General features: G+C 67.2%; 10 protein-coding genes and 1 pseudogene. 7 read left to right on the top strand and 4 right to left on the bottom strand.

Going from position 1 to position 11,613, the window contains the following annotated elements; genetic code table 11:
* Positions 1 to 40 precede the first annotated feature (40 nt).
* Both A5692_RS12385 and A5692_RS12390 read left to right on the top strand, forming a co-directional pair.
* Positions 41 to 928: a phosphoribosylaminoimidazolesuccinocarboxamide synthase gene (locus A5692_RS12385; RefSeq protein ID WP_068056347.1), complete on the top strand. Its 888-nt coding sequence runs from the start codon at positions 41 to 43 to the stop codon at positions 926 to 928.
* Positions 925 to 3,075 carry a S9 family peptidase gene (locus A5692_RS12390; protein ID WP_068056349.1) on the top strand — a complete coding sequence of 717 codons (2,151 nt, stop codon included), beginning with the start codon at positions 925 to 927 and terminating at the stop codon, positions 3,073 to 3,075. The genes A5692_RS12385 and A5692_RS12390 overlap by 4 nt, the downstream gene beginning before the upstream one ends.
* 16 nt (positions 3,076 to 3,091) lie before the next feature.
* Here A5692_RS12390 and A5692_RS12395 read toward each other — a convergent pair whose 3' ends face one another.
* Entirely contained in the window at positions 3,092 to 4,711 is a 1,620-nt protein-coding gene (locus A5692_RS12395) for a DHA2 family efflux MFS transporter permease subunit (protein ID WP_068056365.1), read from the bottom strand.
* A gap of 155 nt (positions 4,712 to 4,866) precedes the next feature.
* Entirely contained in the window at positions 4,867 to 6,486 is a 1,620-nt protein-coding gene (locus A5692_RS12400) for a DHA2 family efflux MFS transporter permease subunit (RefSeq protein WP_068056351.1), read from the bottom strand.
* 146 nt (positions 6,487 to 6,632) lie between these two features.
* Here A5692_RS12400 and A5692_RS12405 point away from each other — a divergent pair, with 146 nt between their 5' ends.
* On the top strand, positions 6,633 to 7,337 hold the full coding sequence (locus tag A5692_RS12405) for a DUF2334 domain-containing protein (protein WP_068056353.1): 705 nt from the start codon (positions 6,633 to 6,635) through the stop codon (positions 7,335 to 7,337).
* Between the two features lie 48 nt (positions 7,338 to 7,385).
* Positions 7,386 to 9,053: an FAD-binding dehydrogenase gene (locus A5692_RS12410; protein WP_068056355.1), complete on the top strand. Its 1,668-nt coding sequence runs from the start codon at positions 7,386 to 7,388 to the stop codon at positions 9,051 to 9,053.
* Between the two features lie 14 nt (positions 9,054 to 9,067).
* Here the strand turns inward: A5692_RS12410 and A5692_RS12415 are convergent, their stop codons facing one another.
* Complete coding sequence (locus tag A5692_RS12415) at positions 9,068 to 9,706, bottom strand: MBL fold metallo-hydrolase (protein ID WP_068056357.1); 639 nt, start codon at positions 9,704 to 9,706, stop codon at positions 9,068 to 9,070.
* Between A5692_RS12415 and A5692_RS12420 the strand changes: the two genes are divergently transcribed.
* The 3 genes from A5692_RS12420 to purQ all read left to right on the top strand — a co-directional run bounded on the left by A5692_RS12420 (position 9,683) and on the right by purQ (position 11,389).
* On the top strand, positions 9,683 to 10,417 hold the full coding sequence (locus tag A5692_RS12420; RefSeq protein ID WP_068056359.1) for an ATPase: 735 nt from the start codon (positions 9,683 to 9,685) through the stop codon (positions 10,415 to 10,417). The two genes, A5692_RS12415 and A5692_RS12420, sit on opposite strands and share 24 nt — an antisense overlap.
* A 61-nt stretch (positions 10,418 to 10,478) precedes the next feature.
* Positions 10,479 to 10,718, top strand: coding sequence for a phosphoribosylformylglycinamidine synthase subunit PurS (gene purS / locus A5692_RS12425; RefSeq protein ID WP_068056361.1), 240 nt, complete (start codon positions 10,479 to 10,481; stop codon positions 10,716 to 10,718).
* Positions 10,715 to 11,389, top strand: a complete 675-nt coding sequence (gene purQ, locus A5692_RS12430; protein WP_068056363.1) for a phosphoribosylformylglycinamidine synthase subunit PurQ — start codon at positions 10,715 to 10,717, stop codon at positions 11,387 to 11,389. Before purS ends, purQ begins: the two co-directional genes overlap by 4 nt.
* A gap of 43 nt (positions 11,390 to 11,432) precedes the next feature.
* On the opposite strand, the pseudogene A5692_RS29460 reads toward purQ, so the two are convergent.
* A pseudogene (locus A5692_RS29460) lies at positions 11,433 to 11,613 on the bottom strand (hypothetical protein); the annotation flags it as partial.

Consider the following 11,613-nt stretch of genomic DNA (forward strand, 5'->3'; position numbering starts at 1 on the left):
GACGCATGTGCCCGGTCGAGGCGCCCGATAGGCTGACCCGATGCGCCCCGCACTGTCCGAATATCAGCACCTGGCCAGCGGTAAGGTGCGCGAGATCTTTTCCGTCGACGACGAGCACCTGCTGCTGGTCGCCACCGACCGCATCTCGGCGTACGACTACGTCCTCGACAGCACGATCCCGGACAAGGGCCGCATCCTGACCGCGATGAGCGTCTTCTTCTTCGGTCTGGTCGACGCGCCCAACCATCTGGCCGGTCCGCCGGACGACCCGCGCATCCCGGACGAGGTCCTCGGCCGTGGGCTGGTGGTGCGGCGGCTGGACATGCTCCCGGTGGAGTGCGTCGCGCGCGGCTATCTCACCGGGTCGGGATTGCTGGACTACCAGGCGACCGGGAAGGTCTGCGGCATCGCCCTGCCGCCCGGCCTGGTCGAGGCGAGCAAGTTCGCCGAACCGCTGTTCACTCCGGCCACGAAGGCCGCGCTGGGGGATCACGACGAGAACATCTCGTTCGACAGGGTGATCGAGTTGGTGGGCGGGGTGCGCGCCAACCAGCTGCGCGACCGCACGCTGCAGACCTACGTTCAGGCCGCGGACCACGCCCTGACGAAGGGAATCATCATCGCCGACACCAAGTTCGAGTTCGGCACCGACCGCGATGGCAACCTGCTGCTGGCCGACGAGATCTTCACGCCCGATTCGTCGCGATACTGGCCAGCCGAGGATTACCGGGTGGGGGTGGTGCAGACGAGTTTCGACAAACAGTTCGTCCGTAACTGGCTCACCAGCAGCGAGTCCGGCTGGGACCGCCACGGCTCGCAGCCACCGCCGCCGCTGCCCGAGCACATCATCGACGCCACCCGGGGCCGCTACATCGATGCCTACGAACGCATTTCGGGGCTGAGCTTCGGTGACTGGATCGGCGCATGACGGAAACGCGCGCCGATGCAGCGGCCCGCGAGCGGGAAGTGTCTCCAGTGCCACCCGTCGCCAAGCGGCAGGACACCAGACGCGAGCATCACGGCGACGTCGTCGTCGACCCCTATGAATGGCTGCGCGACAAGTCCAACCCCGAAGTCATCGCCTACCTCGAGGCGGAAAACGGCTACGTCGACCAGATGACGGCTGATCTCGAACCGTTGCGGCAGAAGATCTTCGATGAGATCAAGGCGCGTACCAAGGAGACCGACCTGTCGGTCCCGACGCGGCAGGGCGACTGGTGGTACTACGCCCGCACCTTCGAAGGAAAGCAGTACCGGGTCCAATGCCGCTGCCCGATAACCGGTCCCGATGACTGGGATCCGCCGGCCTTGGATGAGGACACCGAGATTCCCGGCGAGCAGATCCTGCTCGACTCCAACGCCGAGGCGCACGGCCATGAGTTCTTCGCGCTCGGTGCCGCCACCGTCAGCCTCGACGGGAACCTGCTGGCGTATTCGGTCGACGTCGTCGGCGACGAACGCTACACGCTGCGGTTCAAGGACCTGCGCACCGGCGAGCTGTATCGCGACGAGATCCCCGACATCGGGGCGGGAGCGACATGGGCGGCCGACAACCGCACCATCTACTACCTGACCCTGGATGCGGCCCACCGCCCCGACAAGGTCTGGCGCTACCGCGTTGGCTCCGGTGAGCCGTCGGAGCTGGTGTATCACGAGCCCGACGAACGGTTCTGGCTTGGCGTGGGGCTGACTCGTAGCGAGGCCTACATCTTCATCGCATCGGGCTCGTCCATCACCTCCGAGTACCGGTATGCCGATGCCGCCGATCCGCGCGCCCAGTTCAGCGTGGTGCTGCCACGGCGCGACGGCGTCGAATACGCGGTCGAGCACGCGGTGGTCGGCGGGCAGGACAGGTTCCTGATCCTGCATAACGAAGGCGCGGTGAACTTCACCCTGACCGAGGCGCCGGTCGATGACCCGACCCGGCAGCGAACGCTGATCCCGCACCGCGACGACGTGCGGCTCGACGGGGTGGATGCCTTCGCCGGCCATCTGGTGGTCAGCTACCGGCGAGAGGCGTTGCCGCGGCTGCAGGTGTGGGACATCGAACCCGACGGGCGATACGGTCAACCCGAGGAGATCGCGTTCGACTCCGAGTTGATGTCGGCCGGTACGGCCGGCAACCCGAGCTGGGATGCGCCCAAGCTGCGGATCAGGGCGGGGTCGTTGGTCGTTCCGGCGCGGGTGTACGACATCGACTTCGCCACCGGCGAACGCACCTTGCTGCGCGAGCAACCCGTGCTCGGTGGCTACCGCACCTCCGACTACGTGGAGCGGCGTGACTGGGCGCCTGCCGAAGACGGCACCCGAATCCCGGTGTCCATCGTGCACCGCGCCGGCATCGAATCTCCGGCCCCGGCCCTGCTTTACGGATATGGCGCCTACGAGATGTGCATCGATCCCAGCTTTTCCATCGCACGGTTGTCGCTGCTGGACCGCGGCATGGTGTTCGCCATCGCCCATGTCCGCGGTGGCGGCGAGATGGGTCGGCCGTGGTACGAGCACGGCAAGCTGCTGCAGAAGAAGAACACCTTCACCGACTTCGTCGCGGTGGCAAGGCACTTGGTCGACACGGGAGTCACCAGGCCCCAGCAACTCGTGGCGTTGGGCGGCAGCGCGGGCGGCCTGCTGATGGGAGCGGTCGCCAACCTGGCGCCGGATCTGTTCGCCGGGATCCTCGCGCAGGTCCCATTCGTCGACCCGCTGACCACCATCCTGGATCCCTCGTTGCCGCTGACCGTCACCGAATGGGACGAATGGGGAAACCCGTTGCAGGACAAGGACGTCTACTTCTACATGAAGTCCTATTCGCCCTATGAGAATGTCGAGACCAAGCGATATCCGGCCATTCTGGCGATGACTTCGCTGAATGACACCAGGGTCTACTACGTCGAGCCCGCCAAGTGGGTGGCGGCGTTGCGACACGCCAACGGCAACGGCAGTCCGGTCCTGTTGAAGACCCAGATGAACGCCGGGCACGGCGGAGTCAGTGGTCGCTACAAGGCGTGGCAGGAAACCGCGTTCCAGTACGCCTGGCTGCTAGCCATCGCCTCCGGCCACCGCGACGGCGGCTAACCGGGCGATTGCGGGCTCACTCACCGACCACGTGGCTCGGTACCTTCTTCGGCAAGAACCACGCCGGGATCATGGTCAAGGCGACCAGCACAACAGCCAGCACGTAAACCACCGTGTACGCGTGCGAAAGGCTGTTCATGAGGTTGCTCGCGAAATCGGGGCTGGCCGTTTGCCGTGGAATGGCAGACGGATCGACCGGCTGCCCACGCCGGGCGGCGTCACCTTGCAGCGCGGCCAACTTGTTTGCGCTGGCGATGTACGCGTTGTGGTTGAACTGATTGGTCAAGATCACCGCCATCAGGGCGGCTCCGATCGAGCCACCTATCTGTTGGTTGACGCTCATCAGCGTCGTCCCGCGGGCGATCTGCTGCGGCGCCAGGGATTGCATGAGCACCGCATTGAGCGGCGTCGTGGTGAAGCCGATGCCCAGGCCCATGACCGTCAACCCGGCCAGCAGTGTCGGTTGGTAGGCGGCCTGCCTGGCCACGCCGAACGTGAATACGCCGAGGCCCGCGGCCATCAGCGCGAGGCCGACCACGACGATCTTGCCCGGCCCCCGTCGGTCCACGTAGGCCCCGCCGAGCGGCATGGTCACCAGGGCACCGACCCCTACCGGCACCATGTGCAGCCCGGCCTGCATCGGGGTCTCGTGGAGCACCACCTGGAAATAGCTCGGGACCAGCAGCCCGGCGCCCACGAAGGCGACGGCGAACACCAGCAACGTCACATTGACCTCTGTGACCACGCGGTTTCGGAAAAGCGTCAGGTCGATCAGCGGATGATCCGCGCGATACCAGGCATGCCAGACGAACGCGGCGATCAAGCCCAGCCCGAGGAGCGCCGGTATCAACACGTAGCGGTCGGCCACCGTGCCGCGGCCCGGGATGGACGACACCCCGATCAGGAACGCGGCCACGCCGGGCGACAGCAGCAGCACGCCGACGAAGTCGAAGGCCTCCGACGGGGACGAGCGGTCTTTGGCGAACATGATCGCTGCGAGGGCGAACGCGGCGAGCCCGACCGGCAGGTTCACCAGAAAGATCCATTTCCAGCCGTAAGTATCGATCAGCCAGCCGCCCAGAATCGGGCCACCGATGGGGCCGAGCAGAATCGGGAGGCCACCGATCGCCATCAGCCGACCGACGCGCTTGGGTCCGGCCTCGCGAGTCAAGATCACAAAGCTCAGCGGCAACAGCATGCCGCCACCGATACCCTGCAGCACGCGAAAGATGATGAGGGTCAGAATATTTGGTGCCAACGCGCACAGGAGCGAGCCCAGCGTGAACAGCAAGACCGAACCCATGAACAACCGTTTGGTGCCGAAGCGGTCGGCTGCCCAACCCGTCACCGGGATCACCGTCGCGAAAGCGAGCATGTAGCCGGCGATCGTCCAGGAGACGATGGCCTGGGTCGAACCGAATTGTGCGAGGAACGTGGGCTGCGCGACGAGCACGACGGTGTTGTCCAGGATCGCCATGATGCAGCCCAGCCCGCACACCCCGGCGATGCGGAGCAGCGCAGCGTCCAGTTTGTCGGGAGACCCGCGTCTGTCCGTGTCCGATCGCGCGGTTGAAGTGGGGTCGCCCGCGGCATCGGAGGGGGCGGAATAGGCCTTCTGCATCGTGCTGCCGAGCATATCGAGTCCCATACCCGTCCGCGGAAGCTTTTAGCCGTTTGATTGCACCGGCGCCTTTTCTCGCTGGCCAGGCGGGTGACCGGTGGTCGTACCCTGATCGCTTGTCCGTTCGGATCCGGCGCTTGAACGCCCCGACACCGGCCGTGCTGAGCGGGCTATTCACCCACTGTTTGGCTCGCGGGCTTTTTCGGAAGAAACGACGCCGGAATGATCGTCGACACCACCAAAACCACCGCGATCACAAATACCGCCGTATAGGCATGGGACAGGTCGTGCACCACGTTGGTCCAAAAACCGGTGCTCAGCGCCTGCCGCGGTATTGCGGACTGGTCGACCGGGACCCCGGTGAGGGCTGCTTGCTGCCGCAACGCCGCCAGTTTGTTCGAGGCGACGATATTTTCACTGCGGTTGAACTGGTTGGTCAGGATCATCGACATCAGCGCGGTGCCCATCGACCCGCCGACCTGGTGACTGACGCTCATCAGCGTCGTGCCCCGGGCGATCTGGTGCGGGGCCAGCGCCTGCACGGAGGCGACGGACAGCGGCATCATCGTGCATCCCATGCCGAGTCCCATGATCGCCAGGCCGATCAGCAAAGTGGGCAGGTAGTCGGCCTGCCGGGCGACGCCGAAGGCGAAGGTGCCCAGCCCGGCGGTGATCAGCGCGATGCCGATCAGCAAGATCTTGCCGGGCCCCTGCCGGTCCACCAACGGCCCGGTCAGGCGCATGGTCAACATGGCGCCCAGCCCCTGAGGAATCATGCGCAAACCCGCCTGCATCGGGGTTTGGTGCAGCACCTGCTGGAAGTAGCTGGGCAGCAGCAGGCCGGCACCGAAGAAGGCGGTGGCGAATACCAGCATCGTCACGTTCGCGTGGGTCAGCACCGGGTTGCGAAACAGTCGCAGATCGATCAGCGGGTGATCGGCGCGGCGCCAGGCATGCACGACGAACGCGGCGATCAGCGCCAGGCCGATGGCCGCCGGTATCACCACGTGCCGGTCGGCGACGGTGCCGCAGCGCGGGATCGATGAGACCGCGAACAGGAACGTGGCCAGGCCGGGCGAGAGCAGCAGCACGCCGACAAGGTCGAAGGTCTCCGACCGCGCCGCGTGGTCCCTGGGGAAGATGATCGCCCCGAGCGCCATGGTGAGGAGCCCGATGGGCAGGTTGATCAGGAAGATCCAGCGCCAACTGGAGGTGTCGATGAGCCAGCCGCCCAGGATCGGGCCACCGATCGGGGCGAGCAGCATCGGGATGCTCAGGATCGACATCAAGCGCCCGAGCCGTCGTGGCCCCGCTTCCTTTGTCAAGATCATGAAGCTCAGGGGCAGCAGCATGCCGCCGCCGGCGCCTTGAGCGACTCGAAAGACGATGAGCTGCAAGATGTTTGCGGCCACAGCGCACAGTACGGAGCCCAGCGTGAAGGCGAGCACGGAGCCGATGAAGAGTCGCTTGGTGCCGAACCGGTCGGCCGCCCACCCGGTGATCGGTATGACGGTCGCCAACGCCAGCGTGTAGCCGGTCATCGTCCAGGCGACGACGGCCTGTGAGGACGTGAATTGGTCGATGAAGGTGCGCTGCGCGACGCTGACGACGGTGACGTCCACGATCGCCATCACGGTGGCCAGGATGCAGACGGCGGAAATCCGCAACAGGCCGGCGTCCAGCTTGTCCGGATAGTCCCGCTCACCCGCGCCCGGCTGCGGGGCGGGATCGTAGGGTAGCGGGGTGTCGGCCGCTGCGTACGGGGCCTGATCCATGGCGTTGCTTAGCATATCGAACCGATTGGCCCCGGCGTCGCCCGCACGCCCCCCGCCGCGAGCCGCGCATGGGCGGGACCTGCGGGAGCGCGGTTGCGATATACGCCTGCCGTCTGCGTGTCCTTCACCATTCCGACACCTGAGATCGTCAAACTGCGGGTGTGGCTGGAAAATTGATCGTCTCGGTCTCGGGGATCGGGGAACGCACCCTGCCCGACGTGGAGGCGTTCTGCGCGCAAATGGATGCCCGCAACGTGCCGGTGTCGCTGTTGGTGGCACCCCGGCTCAGTGGTGACTATCGACTCGACCGCGACCCCAACACGGTCGAATGGCTGACCGGTCGGCGGTCCGGCGGCGACGCCATCGTGCTGCACGGCTATGACGACGCGGCCACCAAGAAGCGCCGCGGTGAATTCGCCATCCTTCGGGCCCATGAGGCCAACCTGCGGCTGATGGCCGCCGATCGGGTGCTCGAGCATCTCGGCTTGCGCACCCGGCTGTTCGCCGCGCCTGGCTGGGTGGTGTCGCCGGGCGTCGTCAAGGCGTTGCCCGACAACGGTTTTCGGATGCTCGCGGACCTGCACGGCATCACCGACCTGGTTCGGCACGCCACCGTGCGCTCGCGCGTGCTCGGCATCGGCGAAGGCTTCCTCACCGAACCGTGGTGGTGCCGGATGGTGGTGCTGTCCGCCGAGCGGATCGCCCGCCGCGGCGGCGTGGTACGGGTTGCCGTCGCCGCTCGTCATCTCCGTAAGCCGGGCCCGCTGCAGGCGATGGTGGACGCCGTCGACCTGTCGTTGATGCACGGCTGCGATCCGACGGTCTACCGCTGGCGGCGCGACAAAGCGATCCTCGACGCGGCCTGATCGAGCGTCCCCTCGACCAGCCCGGCTCGGGCGCTACCCTGGTCCGACATGAGCGACTCTTCGGCCGTGGGGTTCGGTGCCGACGCCATCATCGTCGGGGCCGGCCTCGCAGGTTTGGTGGCCGCGTGCGAATTGGTGGACCGGGGCCTGCGGGTCCTGATCGTCGACCAGGAGAGCAGCGCCAACCTGGGCGGGCAGGCCTTCTGGTCGTTCGGCGGCCTGTTCTTCGTCGACAGCCCCGAGCAGCGCCGGCTGGGGATTCGCGACAGCCACGAACTCGCGCTGCAGGACTGGCTCGGCACGGCGGCGTTCGACCGCCCCGAGGACTACTGGCCACGCCAATGGGCGCACGCCTATGTGGATTTCGCGGCGGGGGAGAAACGCCGGTGGCTGCGTGACCGCGGCCTGAAGATTTTTCCGCTGGTGGGCTGGGCCGAACGTGGCGGGTATGACGCGCAGGGGCACGGCAATTCGGTGCCCCGCTTCCACATCACCTGGGGCACCGGGCCCGCCCTGGTCGAGACCTTCGCGCGTCAGCTGCGGGACCGCTCGACGGTGCGCTTCGCGCACCGCCACCAGGTGGACGAGTTGATCGTCGAAGGCGGTGCGGTGACCGGCGTCCGGGGCACGGTGCTGGAGCCCTCGGCGGCACCGCGGGGCGTGGCGTCGTCACGAACGCCGGTGGGGCGATTCGAGTTCCGCGCGGCCGCGGTGATCGTCACCAGCGGCGGCATCGGGGGCAACCACGAGCTCGTGCGCAAGAACTGGCCGAAGCGGATGGGCCGGATACCCGAGCAGTTGCTCAGCGGGGTGCCGGCTCACGTGGACGGCAGGATGATCGGCATCTCCCAGCGGGCGGGCGCGCGGGTGATCAACCCGGACCGGATGTGGCATTACACCGAGGGCATCACCAACTACGACCCGATCTGGCCGCTGCACGGGATCCGCATCATTCCGGGGCCGTCATCGCTGTGGCTCGACGCGGCCGGCAAACGGTTGCCGGTACCGCTTTACCCCGGATTCGACACGCTCGGGACGCTGGAATACATCACCAAGTCCGGGTATGACTACACCTGGTTTGTGTTGAACACCAAGATCATCGAGAAGGAATTCGCCCTCTCGGGGCAGGAGCAGAATCCCGATCTGACCGGGCAGAGCCTGCTCGAGCTGCTGCGCAACCGGGCGCGATCCGGGCCGCCCGGACCGGTGCAGGCATTCGTCGACCGGGGAGCCGACTTCGTCAGCGCAAACACGTTGCGGGAGTTGGTGACCGCGATGAACAAGCTACCCGGCGTCGCGCCGCTGGACTATGCCACGGTGGAGGCCGAGGTGACCGCCCGTGACCGCGAGGTTGCCAACAAGTTCAGCAAGGACGGCCAGATCACCGCGATCCGCGCCGCGCGCGGCTACCTGGGTGACCGGCTGGGCCGGGTGGTGGCCCCGCACCGACTGACCGATCCGAAGGCCGGGCCGATGATCGCGGTCAAGCTGCACATCCTGACGCGAAAGACGTTGGGCGGCATAGAAACCGATCTCGCCGCCCGCGTGCTGAAAGCCGACGGCACGCCTCTGAACGGGCTGTACGCCGCCGGTGAGGTGGCCGGGTTCGGCGGGGGCGGCGTGCACGGTTACCGCGCGCTGGAAGGCACGTTCCTGGGTGGTTGCATCTTCTCGGGGCGCGCCGCGGGTCGCGGCGTCGCCGACGACATCGCCTGACCTGACTGCTCGCGCTAGAAGGTGACGGCGTGCTCCTCGGGCAACACCTGGAAGTCGGTCGTGGTCATCTCCGTCAGCCGGCCGTAGTAGATGCCCCGGGCGTCCGGGGCGATGATGCCTTGGTGAATGGGTACGGCGCGCGCCGGTGCCACCGCGCGCAGGTAGTCGACGGCTTCGGAGATCTTCATCCACGGGGCGGCCGCGGGTGTCGCCAACACGTCCACCGGCTCGTCGGGCACGAACAGCGCGTCACCGGGGTGCATCAGCCGGGCGCGGTGATCACCGTCGCCGACCAGGAACGAAATGTTCTCTATCACAGGGATTTCCGGGTGGATGACCGCATGTTTGCCACCCACGGCACGCACCGTGAGCTCGCCGATCCGTAGCTCGTCGCCGACGTGCACCGCCTGGCACGGCGCGCCCAGCTGAGCCGTGGTCTGCGGATCGGCGTATAACGCGGCGTCCGGGTTGCCCTCCAGCAGCGCGGGCAGGCGAGTGACGTCGACGTGATCGGGGTGCTGGTGGGTGATCAGAATGGCCGATAACCCCGTTATGCCCTCAAAGCCGTGCGCAAAGGTTCCAGGGTCGAAGAGCACGCGGGTGTGATCGAACTCCGCGAGTAGACAGGAATGGCCGAAATGCGTCAGATGCATGATTACGATTGTGCCCTGACGGGGGTGATGCCGATGCGGGTGATCCTGGCGACCATGATCGTGGTCGGCGGCCTCGCGGTGGCCTTCATCGTCGTAGTGCCCGCCCATACCGAGCCGCAGGCTTGCCCGCCCGTATGCGACCAGATTCCCGATTCCGCGTGGATCCAGCGCCGCGCCGTACCGCTGGACGCGGTGTACGGTTGGCCCGCGCTGGCCGGGCTGGCGGCGCAGGTGACCGGCGCGACGCCGGGCCCCCGCTTCCGGTTCGAGGAGCTGTGTGCCACGCCCGCGGTACCCCGGGACCCGCGCGACTCGGCGGTGGCGGCACGCGCCACAGTGACCCACCCGGACGGGCAGTGGCAGCTGCAGGCTCAGGTCCTGCACTGGCGCGGCGACACGGCCAACGGTGGCGCGATCGCGGCGTCGGTGTTCAGCAACGCCGTCGCCGCGCTGCGCTCCTGCCAGCAGCGGGCGCCGGCGCAATCACCGTCGATCACCAGCGACGAAACCACCCGGATGGCCGCGGTGATCAGCGGACCGGCGGTCATGCACACCTACTTGGTCGCCCACCCGGCCAGCAGCACGATCAGCGAGCTCACCCTCTGGTCGTCGGGCCCGCCGCAGGTCCCGTGGCCGTCAATGCCCGACGACCCGGTGCTGAACGCTATGACCGCACCCCTGTGTGAGGCCTACATTGCCTCGTGCCCGTAGCGGTCGAGCTGCTCCTTCGCCGGTAGAGTTGGCGCGGAAACAGACCTGAGGAGGAGCGCCGGTGGGCCGGGTAGTGGTTCATGTGATGCCCAAAGCGGAGATTCTCGACCCGCAGGGTCAGGCGATTGTCGGCGCGCTCGGCCGGCTGGGTCATCCCGGGATCTCAGATGTCAGGCAGGGCAAGCGATTCGAGCTCGAGGTGGACGACACGGTCGACGACTCGGTGCTCGCCGAGATCGCGGAAACGTTGTTGGCCAACACCGTGATCGAAGACTGGACGATCAGCCGGGAGGCGCAATGACGGCGCGAATCGGCATCATCACCTTCCCGGGGACCCTCGACGACGTCGACGCCGCCCGGGCGGCGCGCCGGGTCGGCGCCGAAGCGGTCAGCCTGTGGCACGCCGACGCCGACCTCAAGGGAGTCGACGCCGTGGTGGTGCCCGGTGGTTTCTCCTATGGCGACTACCTGCGGGCCGGGGCGATCGCCAGGTTCGCCCCGGTGATGGGCGAGGTGGTGGCCGCCGCGCAGCGCGGCATGCCGGTGTTGGGCATCTGCAACGGTTTTCAGGTGCTCTGCGAGGCCGGGCTGCTCCCCGGGGCGTTGACCCGCAACATCGGTTTGCATTTCGTCTGCCGGGATGTTTGGCTGCGCGTGGCGTCGATCTCGACGGCATGGACGTCGCGTTTCGAGTGGGGCGCTGAGCTGCTGGTGCCGCTGAAGTCGGGCGAGGGCCGCTACGTGGCCCCCGATGATGTGCTCGACGAGCTGGAAGGGGAGGGCCGGGTGGTGTTCCGCTACCTCGACAACCCCAACGGCTCGCTGCACGACATCGCCGGCATCAGCTCCGCCAACGGCCGTGTGGTCGGGCTGATGCCGCATCCCGAGCACGCCATCGAAGCGTTGACGGGCCCCTCCGACGACGGCTTGGGCCTGTTCTATTCGGCGCTGGACGCGGTGCTTTCGGTCTGAACGGAATTCGCCGTCCTGGGCGGGCGAGTGCGTCAAGCTCGGTTCAGCCGGCGTCGCGCAGCAACGGGTGCGCCGTCGGCCACGCGGCCGCGGGGCTCAAGGTGTTGAACAGCCCAGTCGCGTCCGCGACGGTGCCGTCGACGAAGGCGGCGAATTCCTCGAAGGAGACGCCGGGTCGGATCCAGTGCGACCTGCGCGCTACTACGCCGATCCGCTGTGGGTCG

It is taken from the genome of Mycobacterium sp. E342 (genome assembly GCF_001667665.1).
Taxonomy (GTDB): Bacteria; Actinomycetota; Actinomycetes; order Mycobacteriales; family Mycobacteriaceae; genus Mycobacterium.

Bases quoted from the DNA above. Each gene is read 5' to 3' on its own strand.
- A5692_RS12385 (WP_068056347.1), top strand. From the start codon at position 41: ATGCGCCCCGCACTGTCCGAATATCAGCACCTGGCCAGCGGTAAGGTG.
- A5692_RS12390 (WP_068056349.1), top strand. From the start codon at position 925: ATGACGGAAACGCGCGCCGATGCAGCGGCCCGCGAGCGGGAAGTGTCT.
- A5692_RS12395 (WP_068056365.1), bottom strand. From the start codon at position 4,711: ATGCTCGGCAGCACGATGCAGAAGGCCTATTCCGCCCCCTCCGATGCC.
- A5692_RS12400 (WP_068056351.1), bottom strand. From the start codon at position 6,486: ATGCTAAGCAACGCCATGGATCAGGCCCCGTACGCAGCGGCCGACACC.
- A5692_RS12410 (WP_068056355.1), top strand. From the start codon at position 7,386: ATGAGCGACTCTTCGGCCGTGGGGTTCGGTGCCGACGCCATCATCGTC.
- A5692_RS12420 (WP_068056359.1), top strand. From the start codon at position 9,683: ATGGCCGAAATGCGTCAGATGCATGATTACGATTGTGCCCTGACGGGG.
- A5692_RS12415 (WP_068056357.1), bottom strand. From the start codon at position 9,706: ATGCATCTGACGCATTTCGGCCATTCCTGTCTACTCGCGGAGTTCGAT.
- purQ (WP_068056363.1), top strand. From the start codon at position 10,715: ATGACGGCGCGAATCGGCATCATCACCTTCCCGGGGACCCTCGACGAC.